Genomic DNA, 16,812 nt, shown 5'->3' on the forward strand with positions numbered 1-16,812 from the left:
CAACGTTACCGAATGAATGCAAAGTCCGACGGCGCGCCATGTTCCAACACCTGCACCGTCTCACCCAGCAACCCGCTGCGCGGATCGCGCCTCATCACCACGATGCGGTCGCTTTTCTGGTTGGCCACCAGCAGGAAATCGCCGCTCGGGTCGATACGGAACTCCCGCGGTTCGCGCCCTTCGCTGTCGCGGTGCTGAAGCGCCTTCAGCTGGCCCGTGTCCGGTGCCACGGCGAACACCACGATCTCGTTGCTGGTGCCGCGGTTGCTCACATACAGAAAGCGCCCATCCGGCGACAGATGCAGCCCACCTGCCGCCTTGGCCTCTGGTTCGTGTCGAGGCGTCAGTGGCAGACGCTGGCGCTCGACCAGTTGCCCGTCGGACACGTCGAACGTCACCACTTCGCCACTCATCTCCAGGGTCAGGTAGGCATGCTCGCCCGTGGCATCGAAGGCCAGGTGGCGCGGGCCACTGCCAGGCGGCAGGCTGACGGCGGCAGGCTGGGCAGGACGCAACGGCTGCCCGGGGTTGGCGCTGTCGTAGTGGTAGATGAAGACCTTGTCGGCGCCCAGGTCACTGGCATACAGGTAGAGCCCGTCCGGAGAGAATACCGCCGAATGCACGTGAGGCCCGAGCTGTCGCTCCCGGTCCACCCGGCTCGGTGCGTGGCGGTGCTGCTGGATCACCGGCGCCAGCGTGCCGTCACGGCCGACGGGCACAGCCACCAGACTGCCGCCTGGCACATGGTCCGCCGAATAGTTGGCCACCAGCAGGTAGCGCTGATCCTGGCTCAGGCTGGCGTGGGTCGGTTCGTCGCCCAGGCTGGGCACACCGTTGAGCGGCGCGAGCACACCGCGCTCATCAACGGAGAAGCTGCTGACACTGCCCTGTCCATCGCCCACTTCGTTGACCGCGAACAGCAGTCGCTGGTCTTCGGACAGCACCAGCCAAGAGGGGCTGTGCGTCTTGATCACTTGCAAGGCCTGGGGGTCGATCAGGCCCGTGCGGCTGTCGAAGGCATAACGATAGAGGCCTTCATTCGTGCCCTGGGTGTAGCCGCCGACCAGCAGGGTCGCGGCGTTCGCTTGCAGATTCAGGCTCATCAGGCTCACCGTCAGAAAGGTCATGAGGGTGCGGTTCATCTTCATCGTCTTCCCAGGCGCGCAAGGCGCTCATGCAGATCAGGCTGTGCTCGCCATGCGCATCGGACAGCCGCCAGTCGGTGCCCTGCCCAGTCGCCGCCTGGACCTGTTCGGGCGTGAAATGCCAATGCTTGCGTTCGCGACCGTCCATGCACTCGATCATCAACCCCTGATCGTCGAAGGTGAAATCGAAGGCATGCAGGCCATCGATCAGCAGCATGTCACAGTCGTGCAGGGCATCAGCAAGGGAGGTCATCAGCGTTCACCAGAAGAAAAGCGCGCATTATAGGCAGACCGGCGTCCCCGCAGGGCGTTCAAACGCGATGCCGTCAGTGGCGCTCGCCAGGGGCCGCGCTCAACTCGAAAGGGCTGGCGCTGCGACGCTGGTTGCGGTCTTCACGCGGTGTGGCGCCGAAGAAGTTGCGGTAGGCGCTGGAGAAGTGCGGCCCGGAGGAGAAGCCACAGGACAGGCCGATCTGGATGATGGACTTGCTGGTCTGCAGCAGCATCTGCCGCGCCTTGTTCAGGCGCAGCTCCAGGTAGTACTGGCTGGGCACGCGGTTCAGGTACTGCTTGAAGATGCGCTCGAGCTGGCGCCGGGACACGCAGACGTGCTGGGCGATCTCGTCGGTGGTCAGCGGCTCTTCGATGTTGGCCTCCATCAGCACCACCGCCTGGGTCAGCTTGGGGTGGCTCGAGCCCAAGCGATTCTGCAGCGGGATGCGTTGACGCTCGCCCCCTTCGCGGATGCGCTCGACCACCAGCTCTTCGGACACTGCGCCGGCCAGCTCGGCGCCATGGTCGCGCGCCAGCACCGCCAGCATCAGGTCGACTACCGACAGGCCGCCACAGGCAGTCAACCGGTCGCGATCCCAATCGAACAGGTGACTGGTGGCGATCACCTTGGGGAAGCGCTCGGCGAAGTCATCCTGCCAACGCCAATGCACCGCGGCCCGGTAGCCATCGAGCAAGCCCAAAGATGCCAAGGGATACACGCCCGCAGACAAACCGCCGACCAGGCACCCGCCCCGGGCGACCTGGCGCAGCGCGCCCGCCAGCGCCGTACTGACGTTCAAAGGGGGCTCGTCGGCCACCAGAAACAGCTTCTGCAACCCTTCCAGGCGCCCGGCCCAGGAGGTACCTGGCAGACGCCAAGCGCCCTCCTCCGGCGGCTCGGCCTGAAGAAACACCAGTTCGTAAGCCAGCTCCGGTTGCAGACGGCGCGCTCCGAGCAAGACGTCCTCTGCCAGGGCCAGGGTCGATGCCCGGGTGCTGGGCCAGGTCAGAAAGCCGATTCGCGGGTGGGTCATAGGGAGGTCCGAAACCTGAGGTCGATCGAGTCAATGGCGCCGCGATGGCGGCGCCAGACACGCACGGCAACGCGCCATGCCCTGGGATGGTGCACGTTGGCAGTATCTACTTCAAGCTGCCAGAAAGAAACTGCTTGAGGCGCTCGGACCGCGGATTGGCCAGCACCTCACGCGGGTGGCCGGTCTCTTCCACCAAGCCTTTGTGCAGGAAGATCAGCTGATTGGACACCTCGCGCGCGAAGCCCATTTCGTGGGTGACCACGACCATGGTGCGGCCTTCCTGGGCCAGCGACTGCATGACCTTGAGCACATCGCCGACCAGCTCGGGGTCGAGCGCCGAGGTCGGCTCGTCGAACAGCATGACCTCCGGCTCCATCGCCAGCGCCCGGGCGATCGCCACCCGCTGCTGCTCGCCACCGGACATGTGCCCGGGGTAGGCGTCCTTGCGGTGTGCGACACCGACCTTGGCCAGGTAATGCTCGGCCTTTTCCAGCGCTTCCTTGCGGCTGACGCCCAGCACGTGCACCGGCGCTTCGATGATGTTTTCCAGCGCGGTCATGTGCGCCCAGAGGTTGAAATGCTGGAACACCATCGCCAGGCGCGAGCGCAGACGTTGCAACTGCCTGGGCTCGGCCGCGCGCAGGGCGCCGTCCTTGCCTGGTATCAACTTGAGCTGTTCGCCATTGAGCAGGATCTGCCCGGCGTGGGGCTGCTCGAGCAGGTTGATGCAGCGCAGGAAGGTCGACTTGCCCGAGCCGCTGGAGCCGATGATGCTGATCACGTCCCCGGCCTTGGCGGCCAGCGATACGCCCTTGAGCACCTCGTGGCTGCCATAGCGCTTGTGCAGGTCTTGGACTTGGAGTTTGTACATGCGTTCGGATCTCACAGAGCGTCAGTGCTTGCGTGGCGCCAGGTAGCCGAGCCAACGGCGTTCGGCCAGCTTGAACAGGCGTACCAGGATGAAGGTCAGGCACAGGTAGAACACGCCCGCCGTGATGTAGGCCTCGAAAGGCAGGTAGTACTGGGCGTTGACCGTACGGGCCGCGCCGGTGATGTCGATCAGCGTGACGATGGACGCCAGGCTGGTAGTCTGCAGCATCATGATCACTTCGTTGCTGTACTGCGGCAATGCCCGGCGCAGCGCCGAGGGCAGCAGGATGCGACGGTACATCTTGGCGCGCGACATGCCCATGGCCTTGGCCGCCTCGATCTCGCCGGCGGGCGTGGCCTTCAGGCTGCCGGCGATGATCTCGGCGGTGTAGGCGCTGGTATTGATGGCGAAGGCCAGGCAGGCGCAGAAGGTCGCGCTCGACAGCCAAGGCCAGAACAGGCTGTTGCGCACCGCTTCGAACTGGGCCAGGCCGTAGTAGATCAGAAACAGCTGCACCAGCATCGGCGTACCGCGGATCACGTAGGTGTAGAGCCAGGCGGGCGCGTTGACCAGAGGACGCCTGGATACCCGCATCAGGCCCAGCGGAATCGCCGCCAGCAAGCCGAAGAACAGCGAAATGCCCAGCAGCTTGAGCGTGGTCAGCAGCCCGCCGAGGTAGAGCGGCATGGCGTCCCAGACCGTGGCGTAGTCGAAGATCATAGTTCAGCCACCTTGATGCCCACCGAGTAACGTTTCTCCAGTCGCTTGAGGGCCAGCAGCGAGACGCTGGTGATCACCAGGTACAGCCCCGCCACGGCCAGGAAGAAGGTGAACGGCTCGCGCGTGGCGTCGGCCGCCTGCTTGGCCTTGAACATCATGTCCTGCAGCCCGACGATCGAGATCAGCGCGGTGGCCTTGGTCAGGACCAGCCAGTTGTTGGTGAAGCCTGGGATGGCCAGGCGCACCATCTGCGGCACCATGATGCGGAAGAATACCTGGCGCGCGCTCATGCCATAGGCCGCGCCCGCCTCGGCCTGCCCCTTGGGAATGCCAAGGAACGCCCCGCGGAAGGTCTCCGACAGGTAGGCGCCGAAGATGAAGCCCAGGGTGCCGATGCCGGCGACCATGGGATTGATGTCGATGTAGTCGTCGTAGCCCACCAGGGGTGCCACGCGATTGATCACGTCCTGCCCACCGTAGAAGATCAGCAGGATCAGGACCAGGTCCGGGATGCCGCGCACCACCGTGGAATACACATCGCCCAGCCAGGCGAGCCAACGCACCGGCGACAGCCGCAGGGCGACGCCGATGAGGCCCAGCACGATGGCCAGGGCCATGGAGGACAGCGCAAGCTGCAGCGTCAGCCAGGCTCCGTCGAGGATGACTGCCCCGTAGCCTTTCAACATGATGAGGTCCTCGACCTTGAAAATGAAAAATGGTGCAAACCGCAGCGCGCCGCCGTTTGCACCATTGCAGGGTGTAGCGAGTGGTTATTGCGCGGCCTGGGCCTTGTCGTCCGGACCGTAGATGTCGAAGTTGAAGTACTTGTCCTGGATTTCCTTGTACTTGCCGCTGGCGCGAATGGCGTCGATGGCGCCGTTCAGGCGTTCACGGTTGGCGTCGTCGCCCTTGCGCACGGCGATGCCGATACCGTCACCGAAGTACTTGGCGTCGGTGAAGGCCGGACCGACGAAGGCGTAGCCCTTGCCCGCCTCGGTCTTGAGGAAACCATCTTCCAGTAGGGTGGCATCGGCCACGGTACCGTCGAGCCGGCCAGCGGCCACGTCCAGGTAGATTTCGTTCTGAGTGCCGTACGGCACCACGGTCGCGCCCTTGGCCGCGAGCACTTCCTTGGCGAAGCGGTCGTGGATGGAGCCGCGCTGCACGCCGATCTTCTTGCCCGACAGCTCGTGCAGGTCTTCGCTCACGGTCACGCCGTCCTTCATCACCAGGCGCGCTGGGGTGAGGTAATAGCGCTTGGTGAAGTCCACGGACTTCTTGCGGTCTTCGGTGATGGACATCGACGACAGGATGGCGTCGATCTTGCGCACCTTGAGCGCCGGAATCAGGCCGTCGAACTCCTGCTCGACCCAGGTGCACTTGGCCTTGAGTTGCTCGCACAGGGCGTTGCCAATGTCGTAGTCGAAGCCCGCCAGGCTGCCGTCGGGCTGCTTGAAGGCGAACGGGGGGTAAGCGGCCTCGATGCCGATCTTCAACGGTTTTTCATCGGCCAGCGATACCAGGGAAAACGCGGACAGCGCCAGGGCGCCAAGCAGTGCGAGTTTCTTCATCGGGTAGCTCCATCGGTACAGGCAATAAAAGGCAGGGGTACTACTGCCCGCTAGGCGAAGGGTGACAATGCGAGCCACTCGGCGTCAGGAGCGAATCCTGGGTCACGAGCGCGTGGCTGGCATTCTAACGGCAGGTGAGTCGTCGATATTTCTTCAAAGCGACAACTACTTACAAAAGCACCAAAAACGGCATCCAGCTCTATTGACAACTTCGAACACATGTGCAGAAGCGACGGAATCCAACCCAGTACTAAAGCAATAAGCGGGCCTATTATTCGCAAACCCTTGTGCTACGGCAAGTCTGAGATGTGATTGGAGGTCAGATCGCGAGAACGTGCGCCCGTCTGGCGCCTGGACGTTTCCAAAAGCCTCGCCTAGGTGCGCAGGTCGGTGACAACGGCTGGGTGACTGCTCGGGCCAGGAGACGGGGGGCTGCAACCCTTCGCAATGGAGGTGATACGGTGCCCTGTGCCCTGGAGAGCCGGACGGGGTGTCCGGCTTCTCAGCGCACAGGACCAGGGCGGTCAGGCCACTTTCATGGTCTTGTGCGTGTCGATCAGGTGCTGGACCACACCCGGATCGGCCAGCGTGGAAATGTCACCCAGGGCGTCGTATTCACCCGTGGCGATCTTGCGCAGGATCCGCCGCATGATCTTGCCCGAGCGCGTCTTGGGCAGGCCCGGCGCCCACTGGATGACGTCCGGCGAAGCGATCGGCCCGATCTCCTTGCGCACCCAGTTCTTCAGCTCCAGACGCAGTGCCTCGCTCGGCTCCTCGCCGGCGTTGAGGGTGACGTAGACGTAGATGCCCTGACCCTTGAGGTCGTGGGGAACCCCGACCACCGCCGCCTCGGCGACCTTGGCGTGGGCAACCATGGCGCTCTCGATCTCGGCGGTGCCCATGCGGTGCCCGGACACGTTGAGTACGTCATCCACGCGACCGGTGATCCAGTAGTAGCCGTCCTCGTCGCGGCGTGCACCGTCACCGGTGAAGTACATGCCGCGGAAGGTCTTGAAGTAGGTATCGACGAAGCGGTCATGATCGCCGTACAACGAGCGCGACTGGCCGGGCCAGGAGTCGAGGATCACCAGGTTGCCCTCGGCGGCGCCTTCGATGATGTTGCCCAGGTTGTCCACCAGCGCCGGCACTACGCCAAAGAAGGGGCGCGTCGCCGAGCCCGGCTTGAGCGCGGTGGCGCCTGGCAGCGGGCTGATCAGGATGCCGCCGGTCTCGGTCTGCCACCAGGTGTCGACCACCGGGCAGCGCTCCTTGCCCACGGTGGAGTAGTACCAGCTCCAGGCTTCCGGGTTGATCGGCTCACCGACCGAACCGAGCAGGCGCAGGCTGGAGCCGTCGGCACCGGCCACGGCGGCCTGCCCTTCGGCCATCATGGCGCGGATGGCGGTCGGCGCGGTGTAGAGGATGTTGACCTTGTGCTTGTCGATGATCTTCGACACGCGGGTGATGTCCGGGTAGTTCGGTACACCTTCGAACAGCAGCGTGGTCGCGCCGTTGGCCAGGGGCCCGTAGACGATGTAGCTGTGCCCGGTGACCCAGCCCACATCGGCCGTGCACCAGTACACGTCGCCCGGCCGGTAGTCGAAGACCCGCTCATGGGTCAGTGCGGTGTAGACCAGGTAGCCGCCGGTGGTGTGCTGCACGCCCTTGGGCTTGCCGGTGGAACCGGAGGTGTAAAGGATGAACAGCGTTTCCTCGGCGCCCATCTCCTTGGGTGCGCAGTGGCTCGAGGCGACCTTCATCAGGTCTTCGTACCAGATGTCGCGATGCTGGTGCCAGGCGATGTCGCCACCGGTGCGCTTGCAGACGATGATCTTCTGTACGGTCGAGGTTTCCGGGTTGGTCAGCGCCAGGTCGACGTTGGCCTTCAGCGCCGTACGACGACCACCGCGTACACCTTCGTCGGCAGTGATCACCACCTTGGATCTGCAGTCGATGATGCGCCCGGCCAAGGCCTCGGGCGAGAAACCACCGAACACCACCGAATGGATCGCGCCAATGCGGGCGCATGCCAGCATGGCGACCACGGCCTCGGGGATCATCGGCATGTAGATGGTCACTACGTCGCCGCGGTGCACGTCCTGACCACGCAGGGCGTTGGCGAACTTGCAGACGTCTTCGTGCAGTTCGCGATAGGTGATGTTGCGATGGTCGGCCGGGTCGTCGCCTTCCCAGATGATCGCCACCTGGTCGCCACGTTCTTCCAGATGACGATCCAGGCAATTGTAGGAGACGTTCAGGGTGCCGTCGGCGAACCACTTGATATCGACGTGATGATCGTCGAAGGAGGTCTGCTTGACCTTGGTGAACGGCTTGATCCAGTCCAGCCGCTGGGCCTGCTCGCGCCAGAAGCCGTCGGGGTTGATCACCGATTGCTGGTACATGGCCTTGTAGGTGGCCTCGTCGGTCAGGGTACGTTCCATGACCTCGGGACGAACGGGATACAGGGGCGCCGCACTCATCTTGTTACCTCGGTGTCATCGTTGTTTTTGTATGGGACCGTTTGTAACTGTAGCGCAGCGTGGCCGGCCATTCGACATTGGTAGTAACCTGGCGCCCACCGGGTCGCCCTGTCACTCGACCAGGGCACAGCGGTCCACACACAGCGCGAACCTGCGCAAAGTTGCAAAAGTCTTTATCAAAAGTGGCGCTGTTTCTTCACCGGAGGCGTCCGTAGACTTTCCCTCGACGGCCTGCAATGCCGTCGACACTCTTCTAGTTGTTCTCGTTTTCTACGACCGTGCACTCGCCTCCACGCGGGCAGTCGTGACGGCGAACAGATGACTTATAGACAGACTGGGTTTGAGACGCGACGCCTTGGCGATCGCGCGCCCTCCTTCGACCTCGAACAGGTGAAACGACGATGAAAGCGTTACTGGTGTTGATGCTGGGTGGCTTGTGCGGCACGGCGATGGCCGATGAAGCACCGATGGCCACCGGGCAGATTCCGGTCGAGCATTATCATTACAACGAGCCCTTGGACATCGCACGCGTGCTGTCGATGAGCCCGATCCCGAACGTCTGCGCCGTCGTCCCGACGCGCATGACCTATGAAGATTCCGGTGGCCATCGGCATGTTCTCGAATATCAAGTCATGGGCAATGGATGTTCCAACGGTTAATGCCCTGGATAGGGAAGTTGCCTGCCCAATGAAAGTTAGGCACGTTCGTTAGCGCTGATACTTCATATAGAACGTTCTCCGATCTCATGACCTTGCCCACGGGGCAAGGTCATGTTTCTTCATGGGCTTCTGCAACACGACCCGATGTGTTCATCAGCCATGGTCCTGCGAACCGTTCATCGCTCCCCCTAGGCGATGCTTCCGTCAGAGTGCACGGCGCTTTGCCCTGCCTGGCCGAATCCACTGGAAACAGTCTCCCCTCTTGCGGTCTACTGACCCGACAGTCATCGACAACAAGAACAGGCTCATCCCTTGGAGAGCACCATGACACAGACGCACTACGTGGCGCGCACCCCTGACGCGCGCGGTTTCATCGACTACCCGGCGCAGGACCATGAGGTGTGGCAGACCTTGATCGAGCGGCAGCTGAAGGTCATCGAAGGTCGCGCCTGCCAGGAGTACCTCGACGGCATCGAGCAGCTGGCACTGCCCCACGACCGGGTGCCACAGCTGGGCGAGATCAACAAGGTCCTGGACGCGACCACCGGCTGGCAGGTCGCGCGGGTGCCGGCGCTGATCCCCTTCCAGACCTTCTTCGAGCTGCTGGCGAGCAAGCGCTTCCCCGTGGCCACCTTCATCCGCACGCCCGAAGAACTGGACTACCTTCAGGAGCCGGACATCTTCCACGAGATCTTCGGCCACTGCCCCTTGCTGACCAACCCCTGGTTCGCCGCGTTCACCCATACCTATGGCAAGCTGGGCCTGGCGGCCAACAAGCAGGAGCGGGTCTACCTGGCACGCCTGTACTGGATGACCATCGAGTTCGGCCTGCTGGACACGCCCACTGGGCGTCGCGTCTATGGCGGCGGCATACTGTCTTCACCGAAGGAAACCCTCTACAGCCTGTCGAACGCACCTGAGCACCAGGTCTTCGACCCCATCGAGGCCATGCGCACGCCGTACCGCATCGACATCCTGCAGCCGGTGTATTTCGTGCTGCCGCGGCTCAAGCGCCTGTTCGACCTGGCCCACGAGGACATCATGGCGATGGTGCACCAGGCCATGGCCCTGGGGCTGCATGCACCGAAGTTCCCGCCCAAGGCCGCCTGAGCGGCCTTTCCCTGCCCTTTTCAGTCAATGGAGCCTGACCATGACCACCCTGAACCAAGCCCACTGCGAGGCCTGCCGCGCCGATGCCCCGAAGGTCAGCGATGAAGAGCTGGCGACACTGATCCGCCAGATCCCGGAGTGGAACATCGAAACGCGGGACGGCGTCCTGCAACTGGAGCGTGTCTTCCGCTTCGGCAACTTCCGGCACGCCCTGGCGTTCACCAATGCCGTCGGAGCGATCGCCGAGCAAGAGGGTCATCACCCTGGCTTGCTGACCGAGTGGGGCAAGGTCACGGTGACCTGGTGGAGCCATTCGATCAAGGGCCTGCACCGCAACGACTTCGTCATGGCTGCGCGCACGGACACCGTGGCCCAGGAGGCCGAAGGCCTCAAACCCTAAGCCGAAACGGCTCGCCGATCGAACGCTTACAGGGCGCTGGGGCGAGCCGTTGTCAAACTGTCATCCGCGTTCCTGTACCCTGGCCAGGCTTGTTCGAGCTGCGCCAGGCGCAGGCTTCCCTTCCCTTCACGAGGAACGATGCGATGCATGAGAACCCCAACTTCCCCTTCCCCCGCCTCACGCCGGACACGCCCCTGGACACCACGCCAGAGCCGACACCGAATGCCGAGCAGGAAGATGAGTGCGCTGCCGAGGCCGATCAGGGCTGACGGTGGTTGCTTCCTGGTGAGCCGTTGCCGGCTGCCGACTCAGGAAGCGAAGTATTAAGCCCTCCGCAACTTGAGCTCATTCGGACTTGAGAGCTGTGATGCCTGTCCCGCCCTCATCGCGGGCAAGCCCACAGGAGGGCGATCATCACGCCGATGCCTGTGTGGAACCGGGACCTGTGGGAGCTGGCTTGCCAGCGATAGCGCCCGATCAGGTGCCGCCCGCATCGCAGGCAAGCCCGCTCTTACAAGCGGAACGGTCAGCGTGCTGACTAGGGCCGCGGCTCCACGATCTGTCTTCCGCCTACCGCGCGACCTGCTCCAACACCACCTCCAACGGATGCCGCAGGCGACGCTCCGCCAGCCGCTTCACCTGGCTGCGGCACGAATACCCGGTCGCCAGCGGCTCGCCCGCCTTGTCCATCTTGGTCGCCCAGGACTGCTCGAAGATCGTCCGCGAGGTCTGCTGGTTGCGCGCTTCGTGGCCGTAGGTGCCCGACATGCCGCAGCAACCGGTCGCCTCGGTCACCAAGGTCAGCCCGAGACGCTGGAACACCTGCTCCCACTGGCGGGTGCTGGCCGGCACGTTGGTCTTCTCGGTGCAATGCGCCAGCAACCGGAACGTCCCCGCTGCCTCGCCTGAGCGCGCAGGCAATGCATCGATCAGCCATTCCTGCGGCAGCAGGACCTTGGGACCCTCTTCCAGGCCAGGCACTTTCAGGTATTCCTGGCGATACACTAGGGTCATCGCCGGGTCCAGCCCCACCAGCGGCACGCCACAGTCGGCGAGCGCCTTGAGCTGGCGAGCGTTGCGAATCGCTGCCTTGGCGAAGGCCCCGAGGAACCCTTGCACGTGCAGAGGCTTGCCGTTGGCGCTGTAGGGCGCCAGGAACACGCGATAGCCCAACCGGTGCGCGAGGTCGATGAACGCGGCCAGCAGCGGTGTCTCGAAGTAGCGGGTGAAGGCATCCTGTACCAGCACGAGGCTGCGTTCACGCTGGGCAGGCGTCAGCTCGCGCAAGGCCGGTACGCTGGCGGTGCCGACCCGGCAGCGTGTCAACGTGCGCTGCAGGTCGAAGCGACTGATCAGCGGGCTGTCGACCATGCCGACCTGGTCCGCCAGCAGGCGGTTGACCCAACGCGACCCCATGACGGCGTTATACAGCCCTGGCGCATGGGCCAGGTACGGCAAGCTGAACTCCAGCGAGCCGATCAGGTAATCACGCAACGGACGCTGGTAGCGGCCGTGGTACAGCTCGAGGAAGCGCGAGCGGAAATCCGGCACGTTGACCTTGATCGGGCACTGCCCGGCGCACGACTTGCACGCCAGGCAACCGGCCATGGCGTCATAGACCTCATGGGAGAAGTCTTCCTGGCCCTGGCGTTGCGCGCGACGGTTGCGCAGCCGGGCCGGCAACCCCTTGAGCCAGGACGTCGGTGTACGTGCAGCATCCAGCACATCGATATCGGCAGCCCCCTGCAGACGCAGCCATTCACGGATCAGCGAAGCTCGCCCCTTGGGGGAGTGACGGCGCTCACGGGTGGCTTTCCAGGACGGACACATGGCATCGTCCGGGTCGTAGTTGTAGCAGGCGCCATTGCCGTTGCAGTGCACCGCACTGCCGAAGCGCTGCCAGACCCGCTCGTCGATCGTGCGGTCCAGTTCGCCACGCAGGGTCACCCCGTCGACCGGGGTCAGGCCGTCGGCGCTGTCGGGCGGCGTGCAGATCTTGCCGGGATTGAGCTGATTGTGCGGATCGAACGCGCCCTTGATGCGCTGCAGCGCCGGGTACAGCTCACCGAAGTAGCCGGGCACGTACTCCGAACGCAGGCCCTTGCCATGCTCACCCCACAACAGGCCGCCATAACGCTGCGTCAGTTCGGCCACCGCGTCGGAAATCGGCTTGACCAGCGCCGCCTGGGCCGGATCCTTCATGTCCAGCGCAGGGCGCACGTGCAGGACACCGGCATCGACGTGCCCGAACATGCCGTAGGCCAGGCCATGGCCATCGAGCAGGGCACGGAACTCGGCGATGTAGTCGGCCAGGCGCTCTGGCGGGACGGCGGTGTCCTCCACGAACGGCTGGGGCCGGACTTCGCCCTCCACGTTGCCCAGCAGCCCCACCGAGCGCTTGCGCATGGCATAGACCCGGCTCACGGCCGCCGCGCCCTCGGCCAAGGTATGGCCGAGCCGCTCGACGCTGGTGTCGGCCTGCAGGTGCTCGATGAAGGCCAGCACCCGAGCGTTGACCTCTTCGGGCGAATCGCCACAGAACTCCACCAGGTTGATCCCCAGGGTCGGACGCGCGGCATCGGCCGGGAAGTACTCGGCGACGCTGTCCCAGACGATGTCCTGCATCGCCAGCCTCAGCACCTTGGAATCGACCGTCTCGATCGACAACGGCTTGAGCGCCATCAGGGCGTTGGCGTCGCGTAGCGCCTCCATGAAGCTGGCGTAGCGCACGTTGACCAGCACCGCGTAGCGCGGGATCGGCAGCACGTTGAGCTTGGCCTCGACCACATAGCCGAGCGACCCTTCGGCGCCGCACAGCACGCTGTTGAGGTTGAAGCGACCTTGCTCGTCGCGCAGGTGCGCCAGGTCATAACCGGTCAGGCAGCGGTTGAGCTTGGGAAAGGTGCGCTCGATCAGCTCGGCCTGGTGCTGCTGGATGTCGCGGGCCGTGCGGTAGACCTCGCCCACGCGTCCTGGCGCGGCGCAGGCCTGGTCGAGGGCCGCGTCGTCGATCGGCAGGCTGTGCAGCCGCTCGCCGCCCAACAGCACGCTGTGCAGCTCCAGCACATGGTCGCGGGTCTTGCCGTAGGTGCAACTGCCCTGACCGCTGGCATCGGTGTTGATCATGCCACCGATCGTGGCGCGGTTGGAGGTGGACAGCTCAGGCGCGAAGAACAGGCCGTAGGGCTTGAGCGCGGCGTTGAGCTGGTCCTTGACCACACCGGCCTGGACCCTGACCCAACGCTGCTCGACGTTGATTTCGAGGATCGTGTTCATGTGCCGCGACAGGTCGACGACGATGCCGTCGGTCAGCGACTGGCCGTTGGTGCCTGTGCCACCACCGCGGGGCGTGAGCACGACCTGACGAAAGCGCGCCTCGCCCATGAGCGTGGCGATGCGCGCGACGTCGTCGGCGTCCATCGGGAACACGGCGGCCTGGGGCAGGCGCTGGTAGATCGAGTTGTCGGTGGCGAGCACCGTGCGAGTGCCGTAGTCGGCACTGATCTGCCCACGGAAGCCACTGCCGCGCAGGGCGTCGAGGAAGTCTGTGTAACGGGCGGCGGAGGGCTGGGGCTGCAGCGGGGCGATCATCGACGGATGGCCTCTTGTCGGCGAATTCACGGTCACATGGCAGGCGGCAATGTGCAGGGCCTGCTCTCGTTGGTGCCACCTCGGCATGGATCGATCCGGACGAAGTGACGAATGGGCCCATGTTCCTGTAGTTTCACGGCAGGGGCAAACGGATAATCCTGCCGCTATCGATGACTTTCATGAATGAATTACCGTCACCTGACACCGTCCATGTCGCTGCTGCTGGCCTTCGAGGCAGCCGCTCGGCATGAAAGCTTCACCCGTGCGGCGGTGGAACTGTCGCTGACCCAGAGCGCGGTCAGCCGCCAGGTACAAGCCTTGGAGCATCAACTGGGCCTGACCCTGTTTCGTCGCGAAGGCCGCCAGGTGCAGCTGACCGACGTCGGCCGCCTGTACCAGCGCGAGCTGAACGAGGCGCTCGGGCGCATCCGCAGCGCCACTTTGCAGGCGCTGGCCTACCAGTCCGGCGTCGGCACCCTGCGGTTGGCCACCTTGCCCACCTTCGGCTCGAAATGGCTACTGCCGCGGCTGCATGCGTTCTACACGGCGCACCCGGGCATGCTGGTCCACATCCATTCACGTATCGAGACGATCGACTTCGAGACCAGCGAGATCGACGCGGCGATCGGCGTCGCCCACCATGACCTGCCAGGGTTGGTCTGCCACCGTCTGCAGGCCGAGGAGCTGGTGGTGATCCTGCCGCCTTCGGCCCAGACCACCGGTGACGCCTGGACGCCGACACATATCAGCGAGTCCCTGCTGCTCAACGTGGCCAACAACCCCCATGCCTGGGGCGAATGGTTCTCGCACCACGCCCTGCCCCATCGCAGCATGCGCCTGGGGCCGAGTTTCGAGCTGACGTCGCACCTGATCCAGGCGGTGCGCGCCGGGATCGGGGTGGGGTTGGTGCCGAGGGTACTGGTGGAAGACGAACTGGCCAGCGGGGAACTGGTCAGCGCGGGGGCGGCGTTCGCCAGTCAGCGCAGCTATTACCTGATCTATCCGCCGCGCAACGAGGGGTTGCCGTCGCTACGGGCGTTTCGCGGCTGGCTGCTGGAGCAGATCTGAAGCAGGGGGCAAAGCCCCCTTCAGTCAGCGGCGCGTCTTGAGCCGGTAGAGCACGAACATCACCCCCAGCCAGACCGGGATGGCATACACCGATACGTTGATGCCCGGAATCTGCAGCATGATCCCCAGGATGAGCACCACGAAGGCCAGGCAGAGGTAGTTGCCGTAGGGGTACCACAGCGCCTTGAACAACGGCGTCTGGCCGGTGCGGTTCAGGTGCTGGCGGAATTTCAGGTGCGAGTAGCTGATCATCGCCCAGTTGATCACCAACGCCGCGACCACCAGCGACATCAGCAGCTCCAGGGCATTCTGCGGCATCAGGTAGTTGAGCAGCACCGCCACCACCGTGACGGCCGCCGACACCAGGATCGCCCGTACCGGCACGCCGCGTCGATCGACCTTGGCCAGCCCGGCCGGGGCATCCCCCTGCTCGGCCATGCCGTAGAGCATGCGTGCGTTGCAGTAGGTGCCGCTGTTGTACACCGACAGCGCGGCGGTGAGCACGACGAAGTTGAGCAGGTGCGCCGCCACGTCGCTGCCCAGCAGCGAGAACACCTGCACGAATGGGCTGCTGCCATAGCTGCCGCCGGCGGCGTCGATGCTCTTGACCAGCCCGTCCCAGGGCGTCAGCGACAGCAGGATCACCAAGGCGCCGATGTAGAAGATCAGGATCCGGTAGATGACCTGGTTGATGGCCTTGGGGATCACCGTCTTCGGTTGATCGGCTTCGGCCGCCGTGAACCCGAGCATCTCCAGCCCGCCGAAGGAGAACATGATGATCGCCAAGGCCATCACCAGCCCGCTGACACCATTGGGGAAGAACCCGCCATGGCTCCAGAGGTTGCTGACCGAGGCGTCGGGCCCGCCGTTGCCGCTGACCAGCAGGTAGCTGCCCAGGGCGATCATGCCGACGATGGCCATGACCTTGATGATGGCGAACCAGAATTCGGTCTCGCCGAAGACCTTGACGTTGGTCAGGTTGATCGCGTTGATCAGCACGAAGAAGGCTGCGGCCGTGGCCCAGGTCGGGATCTCCGGCCACCAGTAGTGCACGTACTTGCCGACGGCGGACAGCTCGGACATGCCCACCAGGATGTACAGCACCCAGCAGTTCCAGCCCGACAGGAAACCGGCGAAGCCGCCCCAGTACTGGTGGGCGAAATGGCTGAAGGAGCCGGCTACCGGTTCCTCGACGATCATTTCACCCAGCTGGCGCATGATCATGAAGGCGATGAAACCGCACAGGGCATAGCCGAGGATCATCGACGGCCCGGCGGACTTCATCACGCCGGCCGAACCGAGAAACAGGCCCGTGCCGATGGCGCCGCCCAGGGCGATGAGCTGGATGTGGCGATTCTTCAAGCCGCGCTTGAATTCACCGGAGGATGTGTGTGGTCCACTCATGAACGAGGTCACCTGCCTGTTGCTAGCTGTGACGAAATCGGACCCACCGCGCGCAGGGCGTGGCGGAATGGGCAAGGTGAGGCACCTTGGGTTCCCGGACCCGTCGACTGGCCCAGGCCAGGGCCGGGCGGCATGAAGACGAGCGTGACGGGAAAGCGCGATATGCGAGGGAGGTCACAGGTAAAACGCGGCGCATTGTATACCCCCAGGTTACGGAGAGCGTCAACGCGGTAGGCATTTTCTCGATGAAAATCAGACGTTTCGTCGAGATTGCGGTCGCCAGTGGAAGTGTATGACGCAGGAAAGGTGCTTTTGCCACGGGGGCTGGCGGTTCAAGGCGCGGCGAGGGACAGGACGCTATCGCGGGCAAGCCCGCTTGTGTCTTTGAGGATCGCTAGAATCAAAGGTGAGAGGAATGGATGGCAAGCTGTCTGTCCGAGGTGCCCCGAGCACGAGTGGGAGCAAAGCTGCCATCCATTCTTCCAC

Annotated in this window: 14 protein-coding genes and 1 pseudogene; 5 read left to right on the forward strand and 10 right to left on the reverse strand. The window is 64.2% G+C overall.

Going from position 1 to position 16,812, the window contains the following annotated elements; all coding sequences use genetic code 11:
* Positions 1-5: 5 nt before the first annotated feature.
* From G7007_RS18000 to acs, 8 genes and pseudogenes are all read right to left on the reverse strand, one after another.
* Positions 6-1,142: a lactonase family protein gene (locus G7007_RS18000; RefSeq protein ID WP_181103863.1), complete on the reverse strand. Its 1,137-nt coding sequence runs from the start codon at positions 1,140-1,142 to the stop codon at positions 6-8.
* A pseudogene (locus G7007_RS18005) lies at positions 1,114-1,398 on the reverse strand (DUF5629 family protein); the annotation flags it as partial. The gene G7007_RS18000 and the pseudogene G7007_RS18005, both read right to left, overlap by 29 nt.
* A gap of 73 nt (positions 1,399-1,471) precedes the next feature.
* The gene (gene argR, locus G7007_RS18010) at positions 1,472-2,452 is read right to left on the reverse strand and encodes a transcriptional regulator ArgR (RefSeq protein ID WP_181103868.1); all 981 of its coding nucleotides are present in this window, start codon (positions 2,450-2,452) and stop codon (positions 1,472-1,474) included.
* Positions 2,453-2,558: 106 nt separating this feature from the next.
* Positions 2,559-3,323 (reverse strand): ABC transporter ATP-binding protein, encoded by a 765-nt coding sequence (locus tag G7007_RS18015; protein WP_181103871.1) that lies wholly within the window; start codon positions 3,321-3,323, stop codon positions 2,559-2,561.
* 21 nt (positions 3,324-3,344) lie between these two features.
* Positions 3,345-4,043 (reverse strand): ABC transporter permease, encoded by a 699-nt coding sequence (locus G7007_RS18020; RefSeq protein ID WP_181103873.1) that lies wholly within the window; start codon positions 4,041-4,043, stop codon positions 3,345-3,347.
* Positions 4,040-4,729: an ABC transporter permease gene (locus G7007_RS18025; RefSeq protein WP_181103878.1), complete on the reverse strand. Its 690-nt coding sequence runs from the start codon at positions 4,727-4,729 to the stop codon at positions 4,040-4,042. Before G7007_RS18025 ends, G7007_RS18020 begins: the two co-directional genes overlap by 4 nt.
* 84 nt (positions 4,730-4,813) lie before the next feature.
* The gene (locus tag G7007_RS18030) at positions 4,814-5,614 is read right to left on the reverse strand and encodes an ABC transporter substrate-binding protein (RefSeq protein ID WP_181103880.1); all 801 of its coding nucleotides are present in this window, start codon (positions 5,612-5,614) and stop codon (positions 4,814-4,816) included.
* A 524-nt stretch (positions 5,615-6,138) separates the two neighbouring features.
* Positions 6,139-8,094, reverse strand: a complete 1,956-nt coding sequence (acs, locus tag G7007_RS18035) for an acetate--CoA ligase (protein WP_181103883.1) — start codon at positions 8,092-8,094, stop codon at positions 6,139-6,141.
* 401 nt (positions 8,095-8,495) lie between these two features.
* Here acs and G7007_RS18040 point away from each other — a divergent pair, with 401 nt between their 5' ends.
* From G7007_RS18040 to G7007_RS22255, 4 genes are all read left to right on the forward strand, one after another.
* Positions 8,496-8,753 carry a DUF2790 domain-containing protein gene (locus G7007_RS18040; RefSeq protein ID WP_181103888.1) on the forward strand — a complete coding sequence of 86 codons (258 nt, stop codon included), beginning with the start codon at positions 8,496-8,498 and terminating at the stop codon, positions 8,751-8,753.
* A 324-nt stretch (positions 8,754-9,077) separates the two neighbouring features.
* Entirely contained in the window at positions 9,078-9,863 is a 786-nt protein-coding gene (gene phhA / locus G7007_RS18045; protein WP_181103891.1) for a phenylalanine 4-monooxygenase, read from the forward strand.
* Between the two features lie 40 nt (positions 9,864-9,903).
* Positions 9,904-10,263, forward strand: coding sequence for a 4a-hydroxytetrahydrobiopterin dehydratase (locus tag G7007_RS18050; RefSeq protein ID WP_181103894.1), 360 nt, complete (start codon positions 9,904-9,906; stop codon positions 10,261-10,263).
* A gap of 143 nt (positions 10,264-10,406) precedes the next feature.
* Positions 10,407-10,532 (forward strand): hypothetical protein, encoded by a 126-nt coding sequence (locus G7007_RS22255; RefSeq protein ID WP_258198613.1) that lies wholly within the window; start codon positions 10,407-10,409, stop codon positions 10,530-10,532.
* 301 nt (positions 10,533-10,833) lie between these two features.
* On the opposite strand, the gene ydiJ is transcribed toward G7007_RS22255, so the two are convergent.
* A complete protein-coding gene (gene ydiJ, locus G7007_RS18055) occupies positions 10,834-13,854 on the reverse strand; it encodes a D-2-hydroxyglutarate dehydrogenase YdiJ (RefSeq protein ID WP_181103897.1) in 3,021 nt (1,006 codons plus the stop codon).
* A gap of 183 nt (positions 13,855-14,037) precedes the next feature.
* Between ydiJ and G7007_RS18060 the strand changes: the two genes are divergently transcribed.
* Positions 14,038-14,922, forward strand: a complete 885-nt coding sequence (locus tag G7007_RS18060) for a LysR substrate-binding domain-containing protein (RefSeq protein WP_181103900.1) — start codon at positions 14,038-14,040, stop codon at positions 14,920-14,922.
* A gap of 24 nt (positions 14,923-14,946) precedes the next feature.
* On the opposite strand, the gene G7007_RS18065 is transcribed toward G7007_RS18060, so the two are convergent.
* Positions 14,947-16,326, reverse strand: coding sequence for an amino acid permease (locus tag G7007_RS18065; RefSeq protein ID WP_181103903.1), 1,380 nt, complete (start codon positions 16,324-16,326; stop codon positions 14,947-14,949).
* Positions 16,327-16,812 lie beyond the last annotated feature (486 nt).

Source organism: Pseudomonas entomophila, from assembly GCF_013523125.1.
In the GTDB taxonomy this organism is placed as follows: Bacteria; Pseudomonadota; Gammaproteobacteria; order Pseudomonadales; family Pseudomonadaceae; genus Aquipseudomonas; species Aquipseudomonas entomophila_B.

Bases quoted from the DNA above. Each gene is read 5' to 3' on its own strand.
- G7007_RS18065 (WP_181103903.1), bottom strand. From the start codon at position 16,326: ATGAGTGGACCACACACATCCTCCGGTGAATTCAAGCGCGGCTTGAAG.
- ydiJ (WP_181103897.1), bottom strand. From the start codon at position 13,854: ATGATCGCCCCGCTGCAGCCCCAGCCCTCCGCCGCCCGTTACACAGAC.
- acs (WP_181103883.1), bottom strand. From the start codon at position 8,094: ATGAGTGCGGCGCCCCTGTATCCCGTTCGTCCCGAGGTCATGGAACGT.
- G7007_RS18025 (WP_181103878.1), bottom strand. From the start codon at position 4,729: ATGTTGAAAGGCTACGGGGCAGTCATCCTCGACGGAGCCTGGCTGACG.
- G7007_RS22255 (WP_258198613.1), top strand. From the start codon at position 10,407: ATGCATGAGAACCCCAACTTCCCCTTCCCCCGCCTCACGCCGGACACG.
- G7007_RS18050 (WP_181103894.1), top strand. From the start codon at position 9,904: ATGACCACCCTGAACCAAGCCCACTGCGAGGCCTGCCGCGCCGATGCC.
- G7007_RS18060 (WP_181103900.1), top strand. From the start codon at position 14,038: ATGAATTACCGTCACCTGACACCGTCCATGTCGCTGCTGCTGGCCTTC.
- G7007_RS18030 (WP_181103880.1), bottom strand. From the start codon at position 5,614: ATGAAGAAACTCGCACTGCTTGGCGCCCTGGCGCTGTCCGCGTTTTCC.
- G7007_RS18040 (WP_181103888.1), top strand. From the start codon at position 8,496: ATGAAAGCGTTACTGGTGTTGATGCTGGGTGGCTTGTGCGGCACGGCG.
- G7007_RS18015 (WP_181103871.1), bottom strand. From the start codon at position 3,323: ATGTACAAACTCCAAGTCCAAGACCTGCACAAGCGCTATGGCAGCCAC.
- G7007_RS18020 (WP_181103873.1), bottom strand. From the start codon at position 4,043: ATGATCTTCGACTACGCCACGGTCTGGGACGCCATGCCGCTCTACCTC.
- argR (WP_181103868.1), bottom strand. From the start codon at position 2,452: ATGACCCACCCGCGAATCGGCTTTCTGACCTGGCCCAGCACCCGGGCA.
- G7007_RS18000 (WP_181103863.1), bottom strand. From the start codon at position 1,142: ATGAACCGCACCCTCATGACCTTTCTGACGGTGAGCCTGATGAGCCTG.
- phhA (WP_181103891.1), top strand. From the start codon at position 9,078: ATGACACAGACGCACTACGTGGCGCGCACCCCTGACGCGCGCGGTTTC.